Consider the following 25,762-nt stretch of genomic DNA (forward strand, 5'->3'; position numbering starts at 1 on the left):
TGCTTGACGATCGCCCAAATTTTATAGTGATGAGATGGTATAAAAACGATTAGATATGGCGCAGTTGGGGTCCGGCACGGATGCCCTGAACCTGAGCAACCCAAAGTGCTGGCGTATGCGCGATAGGCGCAGTATCCGACTCAGGCATCAATAAAACGGGGGTAGAAGGCGTGATAGCTGGCTGTAGCGTTAACAACGAGCTTAAAGAACTGAGTAACACCAGTTGCTGAGCATGTAGCTCATCAACCTTAATATCATTGACGGGTTCACTCGCCGCTGCCTGTGGCGTCATGCGATAGCTTAAATGCCGAATCGCCGTGCGCAGCGCGTGCTGATGCCAATAATCCACGGATTGGAAACTACCGCGGCGTTTGCTGGCCTGAAGCCACGCGAATTCATTTGTGTTGTGGGCGTTGATTAAACGCTGCAAGCTGGCGGAAGGGTCGGCAACTTTAGTCTGTTCGGTATTCGCTAATGCAGTAGGCACACCAAGCGTAGCCGCGACCATCCCCCATAGGAGATGCGGCCAAAAATAGCGTCTGCCAAATTGTCGCCAACGATTGAGAATACCAATCACATCAGATTTCCGTGTTTCCACTTACACATAGGCCGCAGATTTTACCATTATTATCATCAATCCACATCAGGATTCATCAATACCAACTGATAGAAATAATAATAATGATGCGTTTACATCATAGTAGTTTGATTATGAAGAATTAAAGCAGGGAATAAAGCACTAACAGAAGATTTAAGCAGGGGTAAAAATTAGAACGACTGGCTTCATTAGCCGGAGAGAGTACTAACTCCGCCAGTCGTGATCAGAAACAGTAGGCGTTAAGCCAAAACTGTTGTTGGTGCGCGGAATGCGATTGGCATTTCGGCATCATCTTCAAACGTTACGTATTCCCAAGCTTCCTGCTTAGCCAATACTGCTTGTAACAGTTTGTTGTTCAATGCATGACCTGATTTGAATGCGGTGAATGCACCAATGATGTTATGTCCACACATGAACAAGTCACCAATCGCATCCAGCATTTTGTGACGAACAAATTCGTCTTCAAAACGCAGGCCATCTTCGTTAAGAACGCGGTAATCGTCCACAACGATGGCACAATCGAAGCTACCGCCCAGGCACAAACCACGGGACTGTAAATATTCGATATCGCGCATAAAACCAAAAGTACGCGCACGGCTAATTTGGCGCACAAACGATTCGGCGGAGAAATCCATCCGGTAACGCTGTGAGCTGGAATCAATCGCTGGATGATTGAAGTCGATAGTAAAGTCTAAGCTGAAACCGTTATACGGAGACAGTTCGGCCCACTTATCGCCATCCTCAACACGCACAGTCTGCTTCAGGCGAAGGAATTTCTTCGCACAGTTCAGCTCTTCGATACCCGCTTCTAACAGCAGATAAACGAAAGGACTGGCGCTGCCATCCATGATAGGAATTTCTGCCGCATCAACTTCAATAATTAAGTTGTCGATACCTAAACCTGCCAGAGCAGCGTTTAAATGTTCTACGGTAGAAATACGTACGTCATGCTCATTAACCAGGCAAGTACAGAGCATGGTATCACGCACGGATTTTGCATCAGCCGGAAAATCAACCGGTGGATTCAAGTCAGTGCGACGATAGATGACCCCGGTGTTAGCCGCGGCTGGGCGCATAGTCAGCGTGACCTTCTTGCCGGTATGAAGACCGACACCAGTCGCCTGAATAATACGTTTTAATGTCCGTTGTTTGATCATCGTTTTATCTCGCAGTGTTTATCCATCCAACCACCTTTAGCAAAGTTAACTTTATACTAAGGGCGGCGGGACAGTTTAGCACAAAGAGCGGAGATGCCAAATATCTGAGTAAATTAGTCAGCTTGCTTACGCAAGAAGGCTGGAATATCCAGATAATCTGGTTCTTTATTGCTCCCCTGAGCAGTTTGGTCGTTAACGACTTTTGCCGCTGCAGGTTTGTTTTCTTGTGGTAACGGAGACAAGCCGTGCTGCTGATAACGCTGGTCAATCACCGGCTGTGGAGCCTGTTTGCTTGTTACCAGTGTAATTTCAGGACGCTTATCCATGCCGATGCCGGTCGCAACAACGGTCACGCGCAGTTCATCGTTCATCTCTGGATCCAGAGATGTACCGATAACCACGGTTGCATTGTCAGAAGCAAATGCACGAATAGTATTACCAACGGTTTCGAACTCATCTAAACGCAGGTCGAAGCCCGCAGTGATGTTAACCAGCACGCCGCGCGCACCAGACAGATCGATGTCTTCTAATAATGGAGAAGAGATAGCCATTTCAGCCGCTTCTTCTGCACGGTCTTCACCGCAGGCGATACCTGAACCCATCATGGCATAACCCATTTCAGACATAACCGTACGCACGTCCGCGAAGTCGACGTTCATCAGACCTGGGCGTGTAATCAGTTCCGCAATACCCTGTACCGCACCTTTCAGTACATCGTTAGCTGCGCCGAAAGCATCTAACAGGGAGATACCACGACCCAGAACTTTCAACAGCTTATCGTTCGGGATAGTGATCAGGGAGTCCACGTGCTTGGACAGTTCAGCGATACCCTGCTCTGCAAACGCCATGCGCTTTTTGCCTTCAAAGTTGAAAGGCTTAGTCACCACGGCAACAGTCAGAATACCTAAATCTTTGGCTACTTCAGCCACAACTGGCGCAGCACCCGTACCCGTACCACCGCCCATACCGGCCGCGATGAATACCATGTCAGCGCCTTCCAATGCAGCGCGCAGACCTTCACGGTCTTCTTCTGCAGAGTTACGGCCGACTTCTGGGTTTGCACCCGCACCCAAACCTTTAGTGATTCCACTACCGATCTGAATGGTTTGGCCGACAGCTGTTTTACGCAACGCCTGAGCATCCGTGTTAACGGCGAAGAACTCTACGCCCTCGATACGCTCACGCACCATGTGCTCTACGGCATTGCCACCGCCGCCGCCGACGCCGATGACTTTAATCACCGCGTCATTGGTTAATTCCATTGGTTCAAACATAGTTTCTCTCCGTTTTGTGCCTGTCGCTTCGAGATCATAACGCGTAAGGATGATCTCTTTTTTTAAACATTAAAACTCTTTTCTCAGCCAGCCGTTGATTTTCTTGAACCAATTGCCCACTGAAGCTCTTTTTTCTACTTCAGCCTCACCGCTAAGGTGCGACTCTTTTCCGTAATGCAGCAACCCAATCGCCGTTGAGTAGTAAGGTTCCTGCGCATAATCTGTCAGGCCAGTGATATTCAGAGGCTGTCCAATACGCACTTGCGTATGGAAAACCTGTTGCGCACACGCTGCCAATCCGTCGATCTGCGCGGCACCACCGGTCAACACGATCCCTGCTGCCAGATGATGTTTGACACCCTGCTGGCGAAGCTGTTCCTGCAACTGCAGAATTTCATCATTCACCAGATTTAACAGTTCGGTATAACGAGGTTCGATAACCTCAGCCAGCGTCTGACGCTGCAAGCTGCGTGGCGGACGTCCACCTACGCTAGGAACTTCAACGCTTTCGTCTTTGCTGACCAACGTCCCCATCGCGCAGCCGTAACGAACTTTAATCGCTTCGGCGTCGGTAGGAGGTGTGCCAAATGCATAGGCGATATCGCTCGTTACCACGTTACCTGCATACGGGATAACCTTGGTATGACGCAGTGCTCCACCGGTATAGACTGCCATATCCATGGTGCCACCGCCGATATCTACCACACAAACGCCCAGTTCACGCTCATCTTCGGTCAATACAGCATAACTCGCTGCAAGTCCTGCAAAGATCAGTTGATCAACCTTAAGCCCACAGCGCTCAACTGCTTTGACAATATTCTTTGCCATATCATTATGGCAGGTAATCAGATGAACCTTAGCTTGCATACGCACGCCAGATAGGCCAACCGGATTTTTGATGCCTTCTTGATAGTCGATGGCATATTCCTGCGGGATAACATGCAGAACACGGTGCTCATCACGCACACGAACAGACTTCGCGGTATGAACCACATTCTCTACATCTTCCAGTGTCACTTCTTCTTCGGAAATAGGAACCATCCCTATTTCGTTCTGGCAACTGATATGTTTGCCAGAAAGCGCCAAATAGACTGAAGAAATTTGGCAATCTGCCATCAGCTCGGCTTGATCAATAGCGCGTTGGACGCATTTAACGACGGATTCCAGATCGTTAACACCGCCCTTATCCATGCCACGGGATGGGCAACTACCCACACCGATGATATTGACCATGCCATCGGGCAGAACTTCCCCTACCAGAGCGGCTACTTTCGCCGTTCCGATCTCCAGTCCAACTACCAGTTTTCTGTCCGTCGACTTGATCATTGTTGTTTAACCTGTGCCTGATTCTGTTGCTGATTAGCGTTTTGCTGTGTCTGCTGGTCAAGCGGCGCTGGAGCCCATCCAACGGCTGCGCCGGTGTCATAGCGCAGATCAACGTAGCTAATACGCTGATTGGTTGCCTGCGCTTGCTGCTGTAACGCGGGATAAAGTTCCTCAAACCGCGCCAGTCGTCCAGAAGGATCATCACGTCCCAGCTCAAGACGAATGTCGTTATCCAGACCTAGCTGCCATGAGTGACGTGCACTCATTGACACCATTTTCAGCTTAAAATTATTCTTCGCCAGTTCCTGACTCATCGAGTGGTAACCTTCCAGCACATCATTTTCGCTGCCTTCTGGGCCATACAGCAACGGCATTTTCTGCTGCACTGTACGCTCTGCTGGCACGCTGAACGATTTGCCTTCAGCATCGACCAAACGTAAGTCATTCCAACGCGCGACCGGAACGTACTCAACTAAATGGATCTTGAGTTCGTTAGGCCACTGCTTACGCACGCTGGCCTGCTTAATCCACGGTAAACGCTCAATCTGTTGCTGGATAACATCAACGTTTTGCGTCATAAACGTGCCCGGCGCACCCAGCGACAAAATCGCCTGACGAATATCGTCATTCTTCGTGAAATGACGCTCACCGGTCACTACCAGCTTGGAAAGCGGCATTCGGCTGGCATCTTTCATCCAGCTCACCACCATCCAACCACTAACCACTATTGAACCCAGTATGATCAGTAAAAAGATCATACCAAACAAACGAATACCATTACTGCGACGCAGACCTGCACCACTACGGCGTTGGCCAGAACCAGTTGGTTCACGGTCGCGAGTGTTCAGGGCTGCCTGCGACATATCAGTTAGCCAGCTCCAAGATGCGGGCAACTAGCTGAGAGAAGCTCAACCCATACTGGCGCGCCGCCATTGGAACCAGACTATGGCTGGTCATTCCCGGCGCCGTATTCACTTCCAGCAAATAGAACTCTCCGTCGGCATCCATCATAACGTCTACACGTCCCCAGCCACTGCAATCCAGCGATTTATAGGCTTTACGCGCCAGCTCGGCCAGCTCACGTTCGCGCTCTTCGCTCAAACCGCTTGGGCAGAAGTATTCAGTCTTATCCGACAAGTACTTAGCTTCATAATCATAGAAGACTCCCGGCGCTTGTATACGAATTGATGGTAAAATCTCTTCGCCCAAGAAAGCCACGGTGTATTCAGGACCGCTTAACCACTTCTCAACCAGCACGTCATCGTCATGGCGGAAAGCCTCAACCAGCGCATCGTCAAACTCGCTGGCATCGCTCACTTTACTCATACCGACGCTTGAACCTTCACGGCTGGGCTTAACGATCAGCGGTAAACCGAGCGCGTTCAGCTCAACCAACATTTCTTGAGTTAAGCCTTCATCAAACTGGTCGCGGCTGATTGCCACAAAAGGCGACACCGGTAAGCCAGACGCCTGCCAAACCAGCTTGGTGCGCAGTTTGTCCATAGTCAGCGCCGAAGCCATTACGCCGCTGCCGGTATAAGGCAGTTGCAGGAACTCCAGAACCCCTTGCAACGTGCCATCTTCGCCACCACGGCCATGCAGAGCGATAAAGACTTTATCAAAGCCCGCGTCTTTTAATTGTGTCGCAGGGAAGTCTTTTATATCCACCGGATGTGCGTCAATCCCCGCCTCTTTCAGACCATTCAGAACCGCTTGGCCTGACTGTAAAGAGACTTCACGCTCTGCGGAGGTACCACCCAGTAATACAGCAACTTTCTCAGCCATGATGTTTTTCATCCGTACTTGTTCTGTCAACGTTAATCGGCTGCAATTTCTGCTCAGCCAAAGTCCGCGCCACTTTGCCAATATTTCCGGCGCCCTGAGTCAAAATCAGGTCGTCATTTTCTAAAAACTGAGCCAGCGTCGCTGGCAATGTTGCAGCGTCAGACACCAGTACCGGATCTAACTTGCCACGGCCACGAATGGTGCGGCACAGAGAGCGGCTATCGGCTCCTGGAATTGGCGTTTCACCGGCGGAGTACACATCCAGCATCAATAAAACGTCAACCTGACACAGCACATTCGCAAAATCATCATACAGGTCGCGGGTACGCGTGAAACGATGCGGTTGGAATACCATCACTAGACGACGATCTGGCCATCCCGCACGAGCCGCTTTAATCGTGGCGTCCACTTCCGTCGGGTGATGACCATAGTCATCCACCAGCATGGCTTTACCTTCTTTGCCGTTCACATTCTCCAGCGAGTACTCGCCAAGGAAATCAAAGCGACGTCCGGTGCCTTGGAAGCCTTCTAGCGCACGTAGAATGTCTTCATCCGCAATCCCCTCTTCGGTGGCAACCGAAACGGCTGCTGCCGCGTTCAGGGCGTTGTGGCGACCTGGCGCATTTAACGTTACCGCTAAACGAGGCTTATCCTGACGACAGATGAAGAAAGTGCCCTGTGCGCCATTTTGCTGATAGGACTCGATACGCACATCCGCATCTTCGCTAAAACCGTAAGTAGTGATATGACGTCCTACGCGCGGTAATAACTCACGCACCACAGGATCATCAATGCACATCACCGCGCGGCCATAGAACGGCAGGTTGTGCAGAAAATTAATAAACGTCTGCTTTAGATTCTCGAAGTCGCCATGATAGGTATCCATATGATCGGCTTCGATATTAGTGACCACGGCAACCATCGGCTGTAAGTGGAGGAAAGAGGCATCACTTTCGTCTGCTTCAGCAATCAGATAGCGGCTTGAGCCTAAACGCGCATGCGTGCCTGCGGCTTTCACCAAACCACCGTTAACAAACGTTGGATCCAGACCGGCTTCCGCATAAATACTGGAAACCATTGCCGTTGTCGTTGTTTTTCCGTGGGTGCCCGCAATCGCAATGCCATGACGAAAACGCATCAGTTCAGCCAGCATTTCAGCACGGCGTATCACGGGAATACGGGCTTCACGTGCAGCAACAATCTCTGGGTTATCCGCAGAAATCGCCGTCGACACCACAACCACGCTCGCGTCTTTGACGTTTTCAGGGCGATGGTTGAAATAAATCTGCGCACCCAGTTCGGTTAACTGCTGCGTAACGGGGTTCGGCGCTAAATCAGAACCGCTAATTTGATAGCCTTCATTAGCCAACACTTCGGCAATACCGCCCATGCCAGCACCGCCGATGCCGACAAAGTGAATGTGCCGGACGCGACGCATCTCAGGCACCATGGTACGCAGTTTCGCGAGTTGTTGAGTATTTACGTTCTTATTCACTGTTTCTCAGTTCTGTCATTTTGGCCGGTGCTAACAATTAGCGACCCGCTCAGCGGTAAATTATTTCGCAACTTCACAAATCACGGCGGCGACACGTTCAGTCGCATCGGGAATTGCAGCAGCGCGAGCTTTCTCTGCCATTTCTAATAGGGTTTGGCGATCCCATCCTGCTAACGTCGCCGTCACTGACTCCACGGTCAACTGTGGTTGTTCAATGATTTTTGCAGCGCCTGCTTTTTCTAGCGGCAACGCATTCCAATACTGTTGGCGATCTTTATGCATGAACGGTACGAACAATGCAGGCAGCCCAGCGGCCGCGATTTCGCTCACCGTCAGAGCACCGGAGCGACATACTACGATGTCTGCCCAGTCATAGGCCGCCGCCATGTCATCGATAAACTCGGTCACTTTGTGCTGCGTCTGTCCGACTTTTTCATAGTCGGCTAATACCGTTGGCAAAGCGCCCTTCCCTACCTGATGCCACAGCGTAATTCGGCTACCCAGCTGTTCAGCAACTTTTGGCATGGTTTGGTTCAGGATGCGAGCGCCTTGGCTTCCGCCAACCACCAGCACGCGAATCGGCCCCATACGGCCAGCTAAACGCTGTTGTGGGGCCGGTAGCGCCAGAACGTCTTCACGCACCGGGTTACCCACCACTGGCGCATTCGGGAATGCGCCCGGAAAAGCCTGCAATACGCGCTTAGCAATCTTAGACAGCCAGCGGTTGGTTAAACCGGCAATCCCATTCTGTTCATGCAGCACAACCGGAACACCACACAGCCACGCAGCCAAACCACCAGGGCCAGAAACATATCCGCCCATGCCTAAAACAGCGTCTGGCTTATAGGCTTTCATAATGGCTTTAGCTTGGCGAACCGCGCGGAAAATGCGGATTGGCGCACCTAACTGGGCCTTCAATCCTTTACCACGCAGGCCAGAAATCTGAATAAAATCAATTTCTATGCCGTGCTGTGGAACCAACTGGGCTTCCATTCGATCGGCGGTGCCTAACCAACGCACCTGCCATCCTTGAGCCTGCAAATAATGCGCAACGGCTAAACCAGGGAACACATGCCCACCGGTGCCACCCGCCATTACCATCAGGCGTTTATTCTGTTGATGATCAGCGTTGCTACTCATCGGGAACCCCTTACTACCGCCTGTGCTTTTTCCAGACGAGTTTCATAATCAATGCGTAACAGTAATACCAATGCGGTCGACATAATCAGCAAGCTGGAACCACCGTAACTAATTAGCGGCAACGTCAGACCTTTCGTCGGTAACATCCCTGCGGCAGCCCCAACGTTAACCAGTGCCTGAAAACTAAACCAAATACCGATGGCGCAGGCTAAAAAACCGGAAAAGCGCTGATCTGCCTCTAACGCGCGACGTCCGATGGACATAGCACGAAAAGCGACGAAGAATACCATTAACAAAGCAAGAACCACACCGAAATACCCAAGTTCCTCGCCTAAAATTGAGAAAATAAAGTCGGTGTGCGCTTCAGGTAAATACTCCAGTTTTTGCACCGAGTTACCCAAGCCCTGTCCCCAGAATTCACCGCGGCCAAAGGCCATCAGCGATTGCGTCAGCTGGTAACCACTGCCGAAAGGATCGGCCCATGGATTCCAGAACGACGTCACGCGGCGCATACGATACGGTTCTGCAATAATCAGTAACACAACGGCAAAAATACCGGAGCCGATAATGGCTAAGAATTGCCACATTTTGGCACCCGCCAAGAACAGCAAACCGAGCGTGGTAACGAACAACACCACCACGGTACCTAAGTCAGGCTGAGCCAGCAGCAGCACCGCTAATACCACCATCACGCCCATCGGTTTACAGAAGCCCCAGAAGTTCGAGCGAACCTCTTCAACTTTGCGCACCAGATAGCTGGAGAGATAGCAAAACAGCGCCAGCTTGGAGATCTCTGCGGGCTGAATACGTAGCGGACCAAACGCAATCCAACGCGAAGCACCGTTCACCGAGCTACCGACCACGAGAACAATCAGCAGCATAGCAACGGCCATTAGCAATAATGCGTTGCTATAGCGCTGCCAGATTTCCATCGGCACACGCAGCGTCACCATCGCCAATCCAAACGCCAATGCCAGATACAGCGCATCACGTTTCGCAAACAGGAAAGGATCGTCTGCCAAACGTTGACCAATTGGCATGGATGCTGATGTCACCATCACAAAGCCAATTGCCGCCAAACCAAAGGTCAGCCAGAGCAAGGTGCGATCGTATAGCACCACCATCGCAGCATCGCTCTCGCCCGCCCCCATCACCCACTCACGCAAACGCGTGATTAAGCCAAAATGTGGCAACGAGAATTTAGGGCGCGGTAACCGCGGGAGTCGCAGACGCATCAGCCAAGCTCCTTGGCTAAACGGCTGAATTCGTCGCCGCGTTGTTCAAAGCTTTTAAACTGGTCAAGGCTCGCGCAGGCCGGAGATAACAGAACCATATCGCCGGTTTTCACTTTGGCAGCAATCATTCGCATCGCTTGTTCCATGGTCTCTGTCTGCTCGGCAATCTCAGGACGCAAAGCAGCCAGCTGCGCGCCATCGCGACCAAAGCAGTACAAACGGACGTTATCGCCCTGCAGGTATGGCGCCAATGCGCTGAAGTCTGCTGATTTACCATCGCCGCCGAGCAACAGATGCAAAGTGCCATCAACGTGTAAACCATTGAGCGCAGCTTCAGTGCTGCCAACGTTGGTAGCTTTGGAATCATTAATCCAACGCACGCCGTTATGTTCCAATGACAGCTGGAAGCGATGTGCCAAACCGGTGAAGGTCGTTAGTGCTTTTAAGCTTGAAGCTCGTGGAATACCAACAGCATCCGCTAGCGCTAACGCAGCCAATGCGTTAGTGAAGTTATGTTTGCCGGTGACTTTCATTTCACGCGTATTGAGAACTTTTTCACCACGCACGCGCAGCCAAATCTCACCCTGCTGGCGATTCAAATGATAATCGCCCACGTCAGCACCAAAACTCACGCAGCGGGAATCTGCACCGCGAATCGGCATCGTGAGTGCGTCGTCGGAGTTAACCACGCAAACTTTGGCATTCTCATACACGCGCAGCTTGGCAGCGCGATATTGCTGCAATCCAAGCGGGTAGCGATCCATGTGATCTTCGGTAACATTCAGGATCGTGGCCGCAGCCGCTCGCAGGCTATTGGTGGTTTCTAACTGGAAGCTAGAGAGTTCAAGCACGTAAAGATCGCACTCTTGCTTAAGCAGCATTAACGCAGGCAAACCGATATTGCCGCCCACGCCAACGTTCCAGCCCGCAGATTTAGCCATTTCGCCCACTAACGTTGTCACGGTACTTTTACCGTTAGACCCCGTAATGGCCACAATGGGTGCCTGCGCTTCGCGACAAAACAGCTCGATATCCCCCACGATCTCAACACCCGCCTCTGCCGCCACGCTGAGCGCAGGAGAGGCAAGTGCAATTCCGGGACTTGCAACGATGAGGTCGGCATCCAGCAGCCACTCTTGGTTCATATCACCCAAGTGACGCTCAACGTTTTCCGGCAGCTTATCCAGCCCCGGTGGAGAAATACGGGTATCGATAACACGCGGCGTTACGCCACGTGCCAAGAAGAAATCAACGCATGACAGGCCCGTAAGCCCGAGGCCAATGATGACGACTTTCTTACCCTGATAGTCCACCATATTAACGCACCTTCAAGGTTGCCAGGCCAATCAGCACCAGCATCAGAGAGATAATCCAGAAGCGCACGATAACGCGAGGTTCTGGCCAGCCTTTCAGTTCATAGTGGTGATGGATTGGCGCCATACGGAAAATTCGCTGACCGCGTAGTTTGAAGCTGCCCACCTGCAAAATAACCGAGAGGGTTTCCATCACAAATACGCCGCCCATAATTACCAGTAGGAATTCCTGACGCAGCAGCACAGCAATCGTACCCAGCGCACCACCCAAAGCCAGCGAGCCGACATCGCCCATAAAGACCTGAGCCGGATAAGTGTTAAACCATAAGAATCCAAGCCCTGCACCGACAATGGCCGTGCAGACAATCACCAGTTCACCTGCGTGACGCAAATAAGGAATATGCAGGTAAGCAGCAAAGTTCACGTTACCGGTCGCCCAAGCCACCAGCCCCATCCCTGCCGCTACGAAAACGGTAGGCATAATAGCCAATCCGTCTAAACCATCGGTGAGGTTAACGGCGTTACTGGTACCCACAATCACAAAGTAGCTCAGCAGGATATACAGCAGACCCAGCTGCGGCATGACATCCTTGAAGAAGGGAACCACCAGCTCGGTTGCCGGAGTCCCTTTACCGATAGAGTACATGGCAAAAGAAACTACCAGCGCGATCACCGACTGCCAGAAGTACTTCCAGCGCGCAATCAGGCCCTTGGTATTTTTACGTACCACTTTGCGATAATCATCAACAAAGCCAACAACGCCGTAGCCGAGCAATACAAACAGCACGCACCAGACGTAAGGGTTAGAGGGATATGCCCACATCAAGACAGAAATGGTGATGGAGGTCAGGATCATCAGACCGCCCATCGTTGGCGTACCGCGTTTGCTGAAATGTGACTCAGGACCGTCGTTACGAACAACTTGACCGAAAGACATCTTTTGCAGGCGAGCAATCATTCGCGGCCCAATCCACAGCGACAGGAACAGCGCCGTCAATAAACTGACAATGGCGCGGAACGTCAGATAGGAAAAGACGTTGAAGCCGGAATAGTATTTGACCAAGTGTTCGGCCAGCCAGACTAACATGATTGATTCTCCTGCATTTCCTGCACAGATAAGCCTCGTACTACCTGCTCCATAGCGGCACTACGTGAACCTTTAACTAAAATGGTGATCGCCGCATGTTCGCATAACAGGTTTTTTAGGCGCTCAATCAGAGCCGTTTTGTCCGTGAAATGTTCACCACAACCACTGGTCTCGCTGATGAGATGGCTTAAACGCCCAACGCTCAGCACTTTATCAATCCCCGCCTCGCGAGCCGCAATGCCCACCTGACGATGACAATCTTCTTCTTCAGCGCCCAACTCGCCCATATCACCCACTACCATGACGCGATAGCCAGGCATTGAGCCCAACACCTGCGCTGCCGCGGTCATAGAGCCCACGTTGGCGTTATAGGTATCATCGAGAATCAGCTGTTCTGAATTCAAACGGATCGGGAATAAACGTCCGGGAACCGCTTTGAGTTCGCTTAATCCGTTGCGCACATTCTCAAGCGTTGCACCTACCGACATCGTCAGCGCAGCCGCCGCAAGCGCATTCGCGATATTGTGGCGACCCGGCAACGGCAGAACCACCGGCGCAGTACCAAACGGCGTGTGCAGATTAAATTCGGTGCCTTGATGTGTCACGCGGACATCGCTGGCAAAGAAATCCACTGACTCGGCGGCCTGCGGAGAAAAACGCCATACACGCTGGTTGGCGATCTTTTCCTGCCAATGCGGCCAGTCGTTATTATCGGCATTGATAATGGCAGTACCGTTTGCGGCCAAACCATCAAAAATCTCACCTTTAGCTTTGGCAACACCGGCTAAGGAGCCGAAACCTTCCAAATGCGCCGCCGCCAGATTATTGACTAAGGCGCTTTCAGGCTTAACTAAATTTACCGTGTAGGCAATTTCGCCCACGTGGTTGGCGCCCAGCTCGATCACCGCATATTCATGCTGTGGCTCAAGGCGTAATAACGTCAGCGGCACGCCGATGTCATTATTAAAATTGCCGGAGGTATACAGCACGTTGCCACATTGGCGCAGAATCTCCGCGCTCATCTCTTTCACCGACGTTTTACCCGATGAACCGGTAAGCGCGATAACGCGAGCGGGCATTTGCTGACGAATCCATGCGCCAAGTAACCCCAGCGCAATACGCGTATCGGCAACCACAATCTGCGGAGCATCAATCGGTAAGTGTTTACTTACTAGTAAAGCACCAGCGCCCTGACTCACAGCATCGGCCGCAAAATCATGAGCATCAAACTTTTCGCCTTTCAACGCGATAAATAAGCAGCCGTCGGTTAACTTGCGCGTATCGGTCACAACATCAGTAATTTGTGTATCAGCACCAATCAACTGACCGTTAACTGCCTCGGCGATGGCCTGCAAAGAAACAGGGATCATGCTATCACCCCCAGCAGACGTGCTACGGTCACGCGATCTGAATAATCTAAACGGCGATTGCCGACCAGTTGATAATCTTCATGGCCTTTGCCTGCCACGAGAATCACATCATCAGGCTTAGCCTGCATGATGGCTCCGGTAACGGCTTCAGCACGGCCAGAAACGGCCTGTGCGCGGCCTGCATCAAGCATACCGTTCAGAATATCGGCCATGATGGCACGAGGCTCTTCACTACGCGGGTTGTCGTCAGTGACAACAACGCGATCGGCATATTGTTCGGCAATCGCCCCCATAAGTGGGCGCTTACCTTTATCGCGATCGCCGCCGCAGCCAAATACGCACCACAGCTGGCCTTTGCAGTGCAAACGCGCTGCTTCAAGCGCTTTCTCTAGTGCATCCGGCGTGTGCGCATAGTCAACAACAACGGTTGGCTTGCCAGGAGCTGCGAACACTTCCATGCGGCCACATACGGGTTGCAGCTGAGCGGAGCTTTTGCACAGTGCTTCTAATGGATAACCAATAGCTAACATAGTAGCGGCAGCAACCAGCAAATTGCTGACGTTAAAGGCTCCCATCAAGCGGCTTTCCAGCAAGCCTTTACCCCATGAAGAGTCAAAGCTGATACTTGCGCCACCATCGTGGTAATCAACGTCGGTCGCTGAAACCCAGCGCCCAGACCAATTTTCTGGCAAGCGCTGTTCCATGGTTACGGCAACGGCATCTGGAGACTTAGCCAACCAGCGCTGACCGACTTCGTCGTCAGCGTTAATAATTTTTTCACCGCCGTGGTGAGTGGAGAACAGCAGCCATTTGGCCTGTTCGTAATGCGCCATATCACCATGGTAATCCAGATGATCGCGGCTCAGGTTGGTGAATACCGATGCGGCAAACGGCAGAGCGGCAACGCGGTCTTGCACCAAACCATGGGAAGAGACTTCCATCGCAGCCAGCGTGGCGCCTTGAGACACCAAGCTGCGCAGTAAATGCTGCACATCAACCGCTGAACCAGTGGTGTTTTCACTTGGATGAACTTGCCCCAACAGGCCGTTGCCGACCGTTCCCATTACCGCACTGGTTTCGCCTAATAGCTGGCCCCACTGTGCCAACAATTGGGTAATGGTCGTTTTGCCGTTGGTTCCTGTTACGCCGATTAAGCGCAAATCAGCACCCGGCTGATGGTAAAAGCGTCCTGCCAACGCGGATAAGCGCTGGTTTAACTGACTCAGGTAGATAACGGGAACGCCGTGGCTCTCGCGAACGGTGCCATCTTCTGCTTCCCCATCTGCCTCAGCGATGACTGCAGCAACGCCTTGCGCTATCGCTTGCGGAATATAACGGCGACCATCTGCCGCGTGGCCAACGATCGCCACAAACAGATCACCCGCAGCCGCAACGCGGCTGTCTAATGTCATCTCTCGCAAAACGCGCTCCGGAGCATCTGCTACCCAAGGAGCCAAAAGCGCGCGCAAATTACGATCTGCCACCTGAACCCTCTTTTTTATTGTTCACTAATTCGTTTTTATCACCCGTGGGCAACGCATCCGGCTCAACGTTCATGGTGCGCAGAACGCCGCCCATGATAGCGCCAAAGATCGGAGCGGATACCGCACCACCGTAATACTTCCCTGCCTGCGGATCGTTAATGACCACAACCAGAGCAAATCGAGGATTACTTGCTGGCGCAACGCCAGCGGTATAAGCAATGTATTTGTCTACATAACGGCCATCTGGACCGACTTTTTTCGCGGTCCCGGTTTTAATCGCGATGCGATAGCCTTTGATTGCTGCTTTCGTCCCACCGCCGCCCGGCAACGCAACGCTTTCCATCATGTGCACAACCGTACGAACGATGGGCTCAGGGAATACGCGTTCGCCCGGAACCGGTGGATCGACTTTGGTAATCGACAGCGGACGATAAATCCCGAGGCTGCCAATCGTTGCATAGACACGTGCTAGCTGTAACGGCGTTACCATTAGCCCATATCCGAAAGAAAAGGTGGCCCTCTCTATGTCAGACCACCGTTGTTTTTTTGGGTACATGCCACTGCTTTCTCCGACCAGCCCCAAATTGGTCGCCTTACCCAATCCAAAGTGCGAGTAGGTTTCTACCAGCGCAGAGGACGGCATCGCTAACGCCAGCTTTGACACACCGACGTTACTCGACTTCTGTAGAATCCCCGTAATGGAGAGTTCTGAGTAACGGGCCACGTCTTTAATCTGGTGCCCGTTAACAAAATAAGGGAGCGTATTCAGTACGCTATTCTCTTTCACCACGTTGTGCTGTAACGCGGTCATCACCACCATCGGCTTCACCGTGGAACCCGGTTCGAAGATGTCGGTAATAGCGCGGTTACGCATGGTTTCTTTTGGCGTATCGGTCAAGTTATTTGGGTTATACGACGGGCTATTGGCCATCGCCAACACTTCACCGGTATTCACATCGACCAGCACAGCAGTACCGGATTCCGCTTTGTTAAATGCCACCGCGTTATTCAACTCACGGTAAACCAGCGCCTGTAGGCGTTCATCGATGCTAAGCGCCAAGTTATGTGCGGCTTGGCTATCCACTGAGGAAATATCTTCAATCACGCGGCCAAAACGGTCTTTACGGACGGTACGTTCACCCGGCTGGCCGGTTAGCCAGCGGTCAAAGCTCTTTTCAACGCCTTCAATCCCCTGACCGTCAATGTTGGTCACCCCAATGATGTGAGCGGTTACTTGCCCTGCAGGATAATAACGGCGGGACTCTTGCTTGAGGAAAATACCCGGCAGCTTCAGCTTATGGATGTAATCAGCCATCGCCGGATTCACCTGACGAGCGAGGTAGACAAATCGCCCTTTCGGGTTGGCATTGATGCGCGCGGCCATTTTATCCAGCGGCATTTCTAGTGCATCGGCCAACGCTTTCCAACGCGAGTCCAACGTGATGCCACCACGTTCATTCACTTCCTTCGGATCGGCCCAGATGGCATTAACAGGCACGCTCACCGCCAACGGGCGGCCAGCGCGATCGCTAATCATCCCGCGCGAAGTCAGAATAGGCTGCGTACGCAAAGAGCGCGCATCGCCTTCACGCACTAAGCGGTCGGGATTAATCACCTGCAAATAAGCCACGCGGCCTAACAAACCCATCAAGGCAATAAATATGCACCCACAGAGCAACGCAAAACGCCAGCTGACAAAGCTGGCCTGATCTTCCTGACGCTTTAACTTTCCGGGTCGCACTGCTTTCATTGATTACACATTTACCTACGTCGGAGGTGGTCTGTTGAAAACATCGTTAAATCATTGCTTAACAACAATATTTTCTTGAGATGGATCTACGTGCTGCATCTGCAGCTTCTCGGTGGCGATACGCTCGACACGGCTGTGATCACCTAACGCATTCTCTTCCAAAATCAGGTTGCGCCACTCGATATCCAGAGCATCGCGTTCGAGTACCAGCTGCTCACGCTGTGCGGTTAGCAAGCGTGTTTTGTGCGTGGTCGTCACCACAAGCACTGCCGATACCAAAACACCGATAAACAGAATCAGAGGCAGTTTACCGTGGCGGAGAATATCTCCGCCGATAACGGCAACTAGCGTATGGCGCTCATTGCCGATCATTCTGTCGTCCTTTCCGCAAAGCGCAGCACCGAGCTACGAGCACGTGGGTTAGCATTAACTTCCTCACCGCTCGGTTTCATTTTGCCCAACGCTTTCAGCTTACGTCCGCCCTGACTGCGCAGCTGCGCCTCTGTCAGAGGAATACCCGCAGGAACCTGTGGTCCACGGCTATGATGACGAATAAACTGTTTTACGATACGGTCTTCCAGCGAATGGAAACTGATAATCGACAGGCGACCTTCCGGAGCGAGAATCTCCAGCGCACCGTTGAGCGCGCGCTCGATCTCTTCCAGTTCGCTATTGATATAAATACGAATCGCTTGGAAGCTGCGCGTTGCCGGATGCTTGTGTTTTTCACGGAATGGGCTGGCATTTGCAATCAGCGTAGCCAGCTCATGCGTGCGGGTCATTGGCTCCAGACGATTACGTTCCACGATGGCGCGCGCAATACGCTTGGCAAAGCGCTCTTCGCCAAAGGTCTTCAACACCCAAGCAATATCTTCTTCTTCCGCTTTCATCAGCCATTCAGCCGCGGATAAACCACGCGTTGGGTCCATACGCATGTCCAACGGCCCATCTCGCATGAAGGAGAAGCCGCGTTCAGCATCATCGAGCTGCGGGGAGGAAACGCCCAAATCGAGAAGAACGCCGTTGATTTGGCCTTCTAGGCCGAGTTCGCGTACATAGCTCGCCATATCGGAAAACGGGCCATGAACAATAGAGAAACGTGGATCGGTGATTTCTGCTGCGGCGGCAATAGCCTGCGGGTCACGATCGATAGCCACTAAGCGTCCTTCTGGCCCAAGCTGGGACAAAATAAGACGTGAGTGACCACCGCGACCAAAAGTGCCATCAATGTAAATGCCGTTACTGCGCAGATTAAGGCCGTTCACAGCCTCATCCAGCAACACGGTCTTGTGTTGGTAATTTTCTTCTGACATGACTATAACGACAAATCCTGTAGCCGCTCGGATAAAGGCTCCGTTGCGGTCTGTTGTGCGTCAATATCTTCCTTGACTTGTTGATACCAGTTTTCTTCATCCCACAGTTCAAACTTATTGAACTGCCCAACTAGCATCACTTGTTTTGTAAGCCCAGCATGCTGACGCAACGTACTTGCAATCAGCAATCGACCGGCGCTATCCATCTGGCATTCGCTGGCATGACCTAGCAGCAGACGCTGAATGCGACGCTCGACAGGATTCATACTCGAAAGACGCGATAGTTTTTGTTCAATCACTTCCCACTGCGGAAGTGTGTAGAGCAACAGGCATGGCTGGTGGAGATCGATGGTGCAAACCATTTGACCTTGCGATTCCTCAAGCAGTAATTCGCGATAGCGCATTGGAACCGCTAAGCGTCCTTTACCGTCAAGGTTGATGGTTGTTGCGCCACGAAACATACCTAAATTACCCCTCGTTGCCCCATCTCACCACTTTACACCACAAATTCCCACATAAGGAAGTTTACGGAGGGTAGGAAAACCTTGTCAAGCCAGAGCGGATGCGGTTTGGGATTATTTTTACCTGAAGTGAAATTAAAACCATTCACTACGAAAACTCTGAAAGAGAAATAATAAAATTAACATCATGATAAATTAAGGGAAATTCTTGGAAGGGAGTGTTACTAACGAGAAACACAAAATTTTTACCAAAAATTAAAATTTAACCAGACTTTGCAATATAGCTCTCATTTTGAACATGTCTTGTATAATTTACATACGCTTTACAGTAGTAAATAGAAAGCTAATTCGACCTAAGCTAATCGCCGTCAGGAAATTAAAAATACCTTTAAAAATCAATAAAATAATTTAATTACAATTCAATATAGTTTTTCTGATAACCATTTTATCTCACTTTATCCCGAGATAATAATCGGTTTGAAGATTAATTATCTAACTGCCTTTTTTCAAAAGTAATTAAGTGTTTCGTTCTCTCAATCCTTTCCACCTCAGATAGTTCTCAAATATTCATTTTTATTTTATTCAGGCCATTATTAGAACAACACAAACCATTCATTATCCTTCCCTGTACAATTTCCATCCAACAAATTGAATAAGAACATAAAAATTAACAGCATGGTGAGAAATCATGCATTTTGCCCATTCTTGTCATTTGCGCAGATTTTTGTAGCAAATCCGTCTTTAAATAATAATTTTTCACTAGTTAAAAAACACACAGCAAACATGTATGCTATTCATACAAAAATAAGCAGTTCATAAAACCATTAAGAACGATAAACCACAGTATTAATGACTAGTTTCAACATGGAGTTAGCCGTTATGTTTTCATCCGATTCCCGTGCTCGTAGTGCAGCCGCCGATATTTTTGCACTGGTGGTTTATTCTTTCATTGTCGGTATGGCGATTGAAGTCTTTCTCTCTGGAATGAGCTTTAGCCAATCACTGTCATCTCGCCTACTTTCCATTCCGGTCAACATTCTTATCGCTTGGCCGTATGGCATATATCGTGATTGGTTTATTCGTCAGTCACAGCGTTGCAGCCCAACTGGTACGGCAAAAATCGTGGCCGATCTGCTTGCCTATGTCTCTTTTCAGTCGCCGGTATACGCCATTATTTTGTGGTCTGTGGGTGCCGACGGTGCGCAAATTATCGCGGCGGTCACCAGTAACGCCGTGGTATCGATGGCAATGGGCGTCGCCTACGGCTATTTTTTAGATTATTGCCGCAGGTTGTTTAAAGTGTCTGCCCATACCAATAAAGTTCAGGTCAATAAAGTACAGGCGTAAAAAAAGCGCCGGTTGCCACCGGCGCCTTCTCACTTCATCGTTTTACTTAATTCTTTCAACATTACATCCGGTTAAGGCGACCACGCTTGAGCAGTACACGGCGCATTCGGCTTAAACCCGCTTTCGGCTTCTTCGGCTCATCTAAACTCGCCAACACTAATTCCAGCACGCGTTCGGCAATATCACGATGACGCTGCCCTACCGATAAAACAGGGCAATCGAGGAAATCCAGTAGTTCATTGTCGCCAAAGGTCGCAATCGCAAGATCGGTTGGTAAATGCCCATGATGCTTCAGCGTGACATCCAGCACCCCCTGCAAAAGCGGGAATGACGTGGTGAACAAAGCCTGCGGCATTTCATTATCTTTAAGCCAATTAGAGAACGCCACGCCTGCAGCATCGCGTTCGTAGCTATTGGTGTAAAGATATTGTACTTCTCGCGGATCGTCACGCCATGCGTCTCTGAATCCCTGCTCGCGTAAGAAGCTCACCGATAGCTCAGGCAAAGCGCCGAGATACAGAACCGATTTAGCAGGGAATTTGCGTAATTCCTCCGCCAACATCTCGGAATCCTCACGATCGGCCCCCACAACGCTAATAAAGTTTTCAGGATCTAACGCGCGATCCAGCGCAATGATCGGCAAAGGATCGTTGACCCAACGCTGATAGAACGGGTGTTCTGGCGGCAGTGCGGTAGAAACAATGATCGCATCAACCTGACGCTGTAACAGGTGCTCAATGCACCGCATTTCGTTGTCTGGCTGATCTTCTGAACAGGCAATCAATAGTTGATAGCCTCTTTGGCGTGCCTGACGCTCCAGATAGTTTGCAATGCGGGTGTAGCTGGTGTTTTCCAAATCAGGAATCACCAGCCCAATAGAACGGGTGCGGCCAGCACGTAAACCTGCAGCCACGGCGTTTGGATGATAGTTATGCTCACGTACCACAGCCATCACTTTTTCAACCGTTTTATCACTCACACGGTACTGTTTGGCCTTACCGTTAATGACATAACTGGCCGTCGTCCGCGAAACTCCAGCAAGACGCGCGATTTCATCCAACTTCACGTTATCCCCTTACGCATCAAATTAATTAAGAAGACCGAATGGTCGTCAATACAAATGATCTAACCGCATAAAGAAGAAAGGAGCAACCGCTTTTGCTGAATGGCATCAGCAAATAAGAAAAAGTAAGAGGCCCAGCACAAAGCTGAGCCTCTAAATAGCACTATTACACAGAAAATTGACCTGTGTTAACGCATTATTTTGTCACCACGAGATACCCCGACAACACCTGAACGAGCTACTTCAACAATTTCAGCAACCTCTCGTACGGCGCTTAGGAAGGCATCGAGCTTGTCACTGGTGCCAACTAGCTGAACTGTGTAAAGCGCCGCGGTGACATCCACGATCTGCCCACGGAAAATATCGGTGCTACGCTTTACTTCTTCACGCCCATAACCCGTTGCTTGCAGCTTCACTAACATAATCTCACGCTCAACGTGCGAGCCCTGCACCAACTCGCTCACGCGTAGGACATCTACCAGTTTGTGGAGCTGTTTTTCAATTTGCTCAAGCACTTTCGCATCACCAACGGTTTGGATCGTCATACGCGAAAGCGTGGGATCGTCCGTTGGAGCAACGGTCAAGCTTTCAATGTTATAGCCACGCTGAGAGAACAGGCCCACCACGCGGGACAGTGCGCCTGATTCGTTTTCCAGTAGTACAGATAAAATCCGGCGCATTATTAAGTCCTCTCCGTTTTGCTTAACCACATTTCGTCCATTGATCCGCCGCGGATTTGCATCGGATAAACGTGCTCAGTTTCATCAATGGTAACGTCGACAAACACTAAACGATTCTTCACCGCCAGCGCCTGCTCCAGCTTGCTTTCTAGCTCATCAGGCGTGCGGATTGAGATCCCAACATGCCCGTAAGCCTCAGCCAGCTTCACAAAATCCGGCAATGACTCCATGTAAGACTGTGAATGACGACCTGCATAGATCATGTCTTGCCACTGCTTCACCATGCCAAGGAAACGGTTGTTCAGATTCACCACCACCACAGGCAAATCATATTGCAGTGCCGTAGACAGCTCTTGAATATTCATCTGAATACTGCCGTCACCGGTGACACAAATCACGGTTTCTTCCGGCAATGCTAATTTGATCCCCAGTGCCGCAGGTAAGCCAAAGCCCATGGTGCCGAGGCCTCCCGAATTCACCCAGCGGCGTGGTTTATCAAAACCGTAGTACAAGGCGGCAAACATCTGATGTTGACCCACGTCCGAAGCAACGTACGCCTCACCGTGGGTTAATCGGTGGAGAGTTTCAATAACCTGCTGCGGTTTAATGCGACCGCTGTTCGTGTCATAGCTCAGGCATTTACGGGCACGCCATTGAGCGATGTTTTGCCACCAATCACGCAGGCCATCAAAATCTTGCTTGGCTTCTTTCTGCCCCAGCAGCTCCAAGAAAGTCGCTAATGCCTCTTTAGCATCACCAACGATCGGAATATCGGCATCAACGGTTTTGGAGATTGAGGTAGGATCGATATCGATATGTAGCACTGTCGCATTGGGACAGTACTTTGCCAGATTGTTGGTGGTACGATCGTCGAAACGCACACCGACGGCAAAAATAACGTCGGCGTTGTGCATCGCCATATTGGCTTCGTAAGTGCCGTGCATACCCAGCATGCCTAGGCTTTGAGCGTGAGATGCGGGGAAGCCTCCCAAGCCCATCAGCGACGTTGTCACTGGAATATTCAAGCGTTCGGCTAACTGACGCAGTTCCTCGTGACAACCAGAGCTAATCACGCCGCCACCGGCATAAATAATCGGCTGTTTTGCCGCCAGCAGCGTTTGCAGCGCGCGCTTAATCTGGCCACGATGCCCTTGTAAAGTTGGGCTATACGAACGCATTTTGACGTTTTCAGGATAGGAATACGGCAGCTTAATCGCCGGATTCATGATGTCTTTAGGCAAATCAACGACCACGGGCCCCGGACGTCCTGTGGAAGCCAAATAGAATGCTTTTTTGATAATGGTTGGAATATCTTCAGTGTGCTTCACTAAAAAACTGTGCTTCACCACGGGTCGTGAAATCCCGACCATATCGCACTCCTGAAAGGCATCATTACCAATCAGAGACGTGGCGACCTGACCTGAAATAACCACCATCGGAACCGAGTCCATATAAGCGGTCGCAATACCGGTAATGGCATTTGTTGCTCCTGGGCCTGAAGTCACCAGCACCACGCCCACTTCTCCGGTTGCACGCGCAAAACCGTCGGCCATGTGCACTGCGCCTTGCTCGTGGCGTACGAGGACGTGTTCAATTCCTCCAACCGTGTGCAGGGCGTCGTAAATATCAAGAACGGCCCCGCCCGGATAACCGAATACATGCTTCACGCCCTGATCGATTAACGATCGAACGACCATCTCGGCTCCTGACAACATCTCCATGGGTTTGCCTCCAGGCTGACTTTGCGTAGGTATCATATTCAGGGTGGATCCCTGTTTTTTTGTGTGTTGTGTTTGATTCATTACCTTAACGTGGGAATAACAAGTGCGCAAACGGCAAACGGATGGAGAAAAGAGAGGAAGTTACAACCTTACTGCATTCAGCCATTTTTTAGGAATAAAACGCTGAGGGTCACGGAATTAGCTCCGCGCTTATCGCTGCGGTCAGCCAAATTACAGAACTAAATCATTCTCTCACGACAAAATATGCGAGTGCCGTTTGAGAAAAGAAAACGGCCAGTAAAACTACTGGCCGTTGAGCAAAATCCGTTTACCGCTATCGTTCCAAATACATGGATTCAATTTCCAGCTGGTAACGAGAGTTAATGATCTTGCGACGCAGCTTGAGCGTTGGTGTTAGCTCGCCCTGCTCCATGGAGAATGCCTCTGGCAGCAGAGTAAACCGTTTAACCTGCTCAAACTTGGCTAAGCCTTTCTGCATTTCACGCAGGCGTAAATCAAACATCTCAACGATATGACTATGACGCAGCAGATCTAAGCGATCGTGATATTTCAGGTTGATCGACTTAGCGTACTCTTCCAAAGATTCAAAACACGGAACGATCAGCGCAGACACAAATTTACGCGCATCAGCGATAACCGCAACCTGCTCGATAAAACGATCCTGCGCTAAGGTGCCTTCAACCATCTGTGGCGCAATGTATTTACCGTTAGAGGTCTTCATCAAGTCTTTCAGACGCTCAGTAATAAACAAATTGCCGTTCTCATCTAATGCCCCTGCATCACCGGTTTTTAACCAGCCATCTTCAGTAAAGGTCGCGGCGGTTTCCAGCGGTTTATTAAAGTAGCCACACATGACGATAGGACCCCGTACCTGAATTTCATTTTCATGACCGATACGGACTTCAACGTCAGGTAATGGTTTACCAATAGAACCAAAGCGAAAATCGTTCTCTTCCCAGCAAGACACCGTGGCGCAGGTTTCTGTCATGCCATAACCGTATTTAATGTTGGCACCCAGCGCTTGGAAAAACAGGATGACATTATCATCCAGCTTTGCACCAGCGGCTGGCAGAAAACGCACTCGCCCACCTAAAATTCCACGCAGTTTGCTGAGAACGAGCTTGTCGGCCAGCTTATGCATTGCGGCTAGCGCAGGGCTTGGTTTGCGGCCAGTACGCTCGGTCAGGAAACATTTTTCCCCCACCCAAATAGCCCACTTAAACATGGCACGCTTATGCCACTTCGCCTGAGCCACTTTTTCATGGATGGCACTGAAGATTTTCTCGTAAAAACGCGGAACGGCACACATAACGGTAGGCTTCACCGATTGCATCGCCTCGCGCACCTGATTGGTATCGCCAAGGTAAACATTCTGTGCGCCAGAGTGCATCACATAGAAGCTCCACGCACGTTCAAATACGTGAGAAAGTGGCAGGAAGCAGAGAGAAACATCATCGGCAGTAACGGTTAAACGCTCATCATGCAGGCGGAGTTGCGCCCCCATATTGGTGTAATTCAGCATCACACCTTTTGGCTCGCCGGTGGTACCGGAGGTATAAATTAGCGTGAACAAATCGCTCATATCAGCCTGAGCAATACGTTCGGCCAACTGCGGCAAATAAGACTCTTGTGCGCTAGCGGCAAAATCGTCCAGCGTGCAGGCGATTTCACAGCCCTGCATGTCAATGTTGTCCGACATAACAATAATGCGTTCTAGCTGCGGGCAAACACCGCGCAGCGCTAGTGCCGCATTATATTGAGATTGACCGTCAACAAATAGGATGCGCACGTCAGCATCATTAAGCACAAAGGCTGTCTGTCCGGCGGTATTTGTGGAGTACACCGGAACGGTGATCGCGCGCAGATGTAAAATAGCCAGATCGACCAAGGTCCAAGAAACTGAGTTGTGAGCAAAGATAGCCACACGATCCTGCACATCAACGCCTAAAGCGCACAATGCTAGCGCGAGTTTCTCAACCCGACGCCCTACTTGTTGCCAAGTAAATGAAGTTTCGCCTTGAGCAGACCACTCACGTAGCGCAACACGCTGCGGTATGGTTTTGATCTGCTGCTGAATTCGTTCAACTAGATGGTATTTATTTAACTCATTGATCATAGAAGAAGTTCATTGAATTTATCGGA

22 protein-coding genes are annotated in these 25,762 nt (G+C 50.7%); 1 reads left to right on the forward strand and 21 read right to left on the reverse strand.

Annotated features, from left to right (window positions below; all coding sequences use genetic code 11):
- Positions 1–49: 49 nt before the first annotated feature.
- From secM to mraZ, 17 genes are all read right to left on the reverse strand, one after another.
- The gene (secM, locus tag U0008_RS17500; protein ID WP_025800355.1) at positions 50–577 is read right to left on the reverse strand and encodes a secA translation cis-regulator SecM; all 528 of its coding nucleotides are present in this window, start codon (positions 575–577) and stop codon (positions 50–52) included.
- Positions 578–837: 260 nt separating this feature from the next.
- Positions 838–1,755 (reverse strand): UDP-3-O-acyl-N-acetylglucosamine deacetylase, encoded by a 918-nt coding sequence (lpxC, locus tag U0008_RS17505; protein ID WP_025800356.1) that lies wholly within the window; start codon positions 1,753–1,755, stop codon positions 838–840.
- Positions 1,756–1,868: 113 nt separating this feature from the next.
- Positions 1,869–3,029 carry a cell division protein FtsZ gene (ftsZ, locus tag U0008_RS17510; protein ID WP_025800357.1) on the reverse strand — a complete coding sequence of 387 codons (1,161 nt, stop codon included), beginning with the start codon at positions 3,027–3,029 and terminating at the stop codon, positions 1,869–1,871.
- Positions 3,030–3,098: 69 nt separating this feature from the next.
- A complete protein-coding gene (gene ftsA / locus U0008_RS17515) occupies positions 3,099–4,355 on the reverse strand; it encodes a cell division protein FtsA (RefSeq protein ID WP_025800358.1) in 1,257 nt (418 codons plus the stop codon).
- Positions 4,352–5,218 carry a cell division protein FtsQ gene (gene ftsQ / locus U0008_RS17520; RefSeq protein WP_025800359.1) on the reverse strand — a complete coding sequence of 289 codons (867 nt, stop codon included), beginning with the start codon at positions 5,216–5,218 and terminating at the stop codon, positions 4,352–4,354. The genes ftsA and ftsQ overlap by 4 nt, the downstream gene beginning before the upstream one ends.
- Position 5,219: 1 nt before the next feature.
- Positions 5,220–6,140, reverse strand: a complete 921-nt coding sequence (locus U0008_RS17525; RefSeq protein WP_025800360.1) for a D-alanine--D-alanine ligase — start codon at positions 6,138–6,140, stop codon at positions 5,220–5,222.
- Positions 6,133–7,590 carry a UDP-N-acetylmuramate--L-alanine ligase gene (murC, locus tag U0008_RS17530; RefSeq protein ID WP_040045448.1) on the reverse strand — a complete coding sequence of 486 codons (1,458 nt, stop codon included), beginning with the start codon at positions 7,588–7,590 and terminating at the stop codon, positions 6,133–6,135. The genes U0008_RS17525 and murC overlap by 8 nt, the downstream gene beginning before the upstream one ends.
- Positions 7,591–7,695: 105 nt before the next feature.
- Positions 7,696–8,775 carry an undecaprenyldiphospho-muramoylpentapeptide beta-N-acetylglucosaminyltransferase gene (murG, locus tag U0008_RS17535; protein WP_043495383.1) on the reverse strand — a complete coding sequence of 360 codons (1,080 nt, stop codon included), beginning with the start codon at positions 8,773–8,775 and terminating at the stop codon, positions 7,696–7,698.
- The gene (gene ftsW / locus U0008_RS17540; protein ID WP_230676541.1) at positions 8,772–9,926 is read right to left on the reverse strand and encodes a cell division protein FtsW; all 1,155 of its coding nucleotides are present in this window, start codon (positions 9,924–9,926) and stop codon (positions 8,772–8,774) included. Before ftsW ends, murG begins: the two co-directional genes overlap by 4 nt.
- 83 nt (positions 9,927–10,009) lie before the next feature.
- The gene (gene murD / locus U0008_RS17545) at positions 10,010–11,326 is read right to left on the reverse strand and encodes a UDP-N-acetylmuramoyl-L-alanine--D-glutamate ligase (protein WP_043495385.1); all 1,317 of its coding nucleotides are present in this window, start codon (positions 11,324–11,326) and stop codon (positions 10,010–10,012) included.
- A gap of 1 nt (position 11,327) precedes the next feature.
- On the reverse strand, positions 11,328–12,410 hold the full coding sequence (mraY, locus tag U0008_RS17550; RefSeq protein WP_025800365.1) for a phospho-N-acetylmuramoyl-pentapeptide-transferase: 1,083 nt from the start codon (positions 12,408–12,410) through the stop codon (positions 11,328–11,330).
- Positions 12,404–13,780, reverse strand: coding sequence for a UDP-N-acetylmuramoyl-tripeptide--D-alanyl-D-alanine ligase (gene murF, locus U0008_RS17555; protein WP_043495387.1), 1,377 nt, complete (start codon positions 13,778–13,780; stop codon positions 12,404–12,406). Before murF ends, mraY begins: the two co-directional genes overlap by 7 nt.
- Positions 13,777–15,264, reverse strand: a complete 1,488-nt coding sequence (gene murE, locus U0008_RS17560) for a UDP-N-acetylmuramoyl-L-alanyl-D-glutamate--2,6-diaminopimelate ligase (protein WP_043495389.1) — start codon at positions 15,262–15,264, stop codon at positions 13,777–13,779. Before murE ends, murF begins: the two co-directional genes overlap by 4 nt.
- Positions 15,251–17,014, reverse strand: coding sequence for a peptidoglycan DD-transpeptidase PBP3 (locus U0008_RS17565; RefSeq protein ID WP_043495391.1), 1,764 nt, complete (start codon positions 17,012–17,014; stop codon positions 15,251–15,253). Before U0008_RS17565 ends, murE begins: the two co-directional genes overlap by 14 nt.
- Positions 17,015–17,065: 51 nt before the next feature.
- The gene (gene ftsL, locus U0008_RS17570; protein WP_004094561.1) at positions 17,066–17,386 is read right to left on the reverse strand and encodes a cell division protein FtsL; all 321 of its coding nucleotides are present in this window, start codon (positions 17,384–17,386) and stop codon (positions 17,066–17,068) included.
- Entirely contained in the window at positions 17,383–18,327 is a 945-nt protein-coding gene (rsmH, locus tag U0008_RS17575) for a 16S rRNA (cytosine(1402)-N(4))-methyltransferase RsmH (RefSeq protein ID WP_025800369.1), read from the reverse strand. The genes ftsL and rsmH overlap by 4 nt, the downstream gene beginning before the upstream one ends.
- Before the next feature lie 2 nt (positions 18,328–18,329).
- Positions 18,330–18,788: a division/cell wall cluster transcriptional repressor MraZ gene (gene mraZ / locus U0008_RS17580; RefSeq protein WP_004094563.1), complete on the reverse strand. Its 459-nt coding sequence runs from the start codon at positions 18,786–18,788 to the stop codon at positions 18,330–18,332.
- A gap of 879 nt (positions 18,789–19,667) precedes the next feature.
- On the opposite strand from mraZ, the gene U0008_RS17585 reads away from it, so the two are divergent.
- A complete protein-coding gene (locus tag U0008_RS17585; protein WP_043495393.1) occupies positions 19,668–20,135 on the forward strand; it encodes an L-alanine exporter AlaE in 468 nt (155 codons plus the stop codon).
- Positions 20,136–20,196: 61 nt separating this feature from the next.
- On the opposite strand, the gene cra is transcribed toward U0008_RS17585, so the two are convergent.
- From cra to U0008_RS17605, 4 genes are all read right to left on the reverse strand, one after another.
- Positions 20,197–21,201 carry a catabolite repressor/activator gene (gene cra / locus U0008_RS17590; protein WP_025800372.1) on the reverse strand — a complete coding sequence of 335 codons (1,005 nt, stop codon included), beginning with the start codon at positions 21,199–21,201 and terminating at the stop codon, positions 20,197–20,199.
- A gap of 185 nt (positions 21,202–21,386) precedes the next feature.
- Complete coding sequence (gene ilvN / locus U0008_RS17595) at positions 21,387–21,878, reverse strand: acetolactate synthase small subunit (protein WP_025800373.1); 492 nt, start codon at positions 21,876–21,878, stop codon at positions 21,387–21,389.
- Between the two features lie 2 nt (positions 21,879–21,880).
- Entirely contained in the window at positions 21,881–23,599 is a 1,719-nt protein-coding gene (gene ilvI / locus U0008_RS17600) for an acetolactate synthase 3 large subunit (protein ID WP_025800374.1), read from the reverse strand.
- Between the two features lie 334 nt (positions 23,600–23,933).
- Positions 23,934–25,736, reverse strand: a complete 1,803-nt coding sequence (locus U0008_RS17605) for an AMP-dependent synthetase/ligase (RefSeq protein ID WP_025800375.1) — start codon at positions 25,734–25,736, stop codon at positions 23,934–23,936.
- Positions 25,737–25,762: the final 26 nt, after the last annotated feature.

The sequence above is a fragment of the Hafnia alvei genome (genome assembly GCF_034424155.1).
GTDB classification, from domain to species: domain Bacteria; phylum Pseudomonadota; class Gammaproteobacteria; order Enterobacterales; family Enterobacteriaceae; genus Hafnia; species Hafnia alvei.

Excerpts from the sequence above, each read along its gene's own strand:
- U0008_RS17585 (WP_043495393.1), top strand. The coding sequence starts at position 19,668 with ATGTTTTCATCCGATTCCCGTGCTCGTAGTGCAGCCGCCGATATTTTT.
- ilvI (WP_025800374.1), bottom strand. The coding sequence starts at position 23,599 with ATGGAGATGTTGTCAGGAGCCGAGATGGTCGTTCGATCGTTAATCGAT.
- murG (WP_043495383.1), bottom strand. The coding sequence starts at position 8,775 with ATGAGTAGCAACGCTGATCATCAACAGAATAAACGCCTGATGGTAATG.
- lpxC (WP_025800356.1), bottom strand. The coding sequence starts at position 1,755 with ATGATCAAACAACGGACATTAAAACGTATTATTCAGGCGACTGGTGTC.
- U0008_RS17565 (WP_043495391.1), bottom strand. The coding sequence starts at position 17,014 with ATGAAAGCAGTGCGACCCGGAAAGTTAAAGCGTCAGGAAGATCAGGCC.
- U0008_RS17605 (WP_025800375.1), bottom strand. The coding sequence starts at position 25,736 with ATGATCAATGAGTTAAATAAATACCATCTAGTTGAACGAATTCAGCAG.
- murC (WP_040045448.1), bottom strand. The coding sequence starts at position 7,590 with ATGGTGCCTGAGATGCGTCGCGTCCGGCACATTCACTTTGTCGGCATC.
- mraZ (WP_004094563.1), bottom strand. The coding sequence starts at position 18,788 with ATGTTTCGTGGCGCAACAACCATCAACCTTGACGGTAAAGGACGCTTA.
- mraY (WP_025800365.1), bottom strand. The coding sequence starts at position 12,410 with ATGTTAGTCTGGCTGGCCGAACACTTGGTCAAATACTATTCCGGCTTC.
- ftsZ (WP_025800357.1), bottom strand. The coding sequence starts at position 3,029 with ATGTTTGAACCAATGGAATTAACCAATGACGCGGTGATTAAAGTCATC.
- murF (WP_043495387.1), bottom strand. The coding sequence starts at position 13,780 with ATGATCCCTGTTTCTTTGCAGGCCATCGCCGAGGCAGTTAACGGTCAG.
- ilvN (WP_025800373.1), bottom strand. The coding sequence starts at position 21,878 with ATGCGCCGGATTTTATCTGTACTACTGGAAAACGAATCAGGCGCACTG.
- murD (WP_043495385.1), bottom strand. The coding sequence starts at position 11,326 with ATGGTGGACTATCAGGGTAAGAAAGTCGTCATCATTGGCCTCGGGCTT.
- rsmH (WP_025800369.1), bottom strand. The coding sequence starts at position 18,327 with ATGTCAGAAGAAAATTACCAACACAAGACCGTGTTGCTGGATGAGGCT.
- ftsQ (WP_025800359.1), bottom strand. The coding sequence starts at position 5,218 with ATGTCGCAGGCAGCCCTGAACACTCGCGACCGTGAACCAACTGGTTCT.
- ftsL (WP_004094561.1), bottom strand. The coding sequence starts at position 17,386 with ATGATCGGCAATGAGCGCCATACGCTAGTTGCCGTTATCGGCGGAGAT.
- U0008_RS17525 (WP_025800360.1), bottom strand. The coding sequence starts at position 6,140 with ATGGCTGAGAAAGTTGCTGTATTACTGGGTGGTACCTCCGCAGAGCGT.
- ftsW (WP_230676541.1), bottom strand. The coding sequence starts at position 9,926 with ATGGGGGCGGGCGAGAGCGATGCTGCGATGGTGGTGCTATACGATCGC.
- ftsA (WP_025800358.1), bottom strand. The coding sequence starts at position 4,355 with ATGATCAAGTCGACGGACAGAAAACTGGTAGTTGGACTGGAGATCGGA.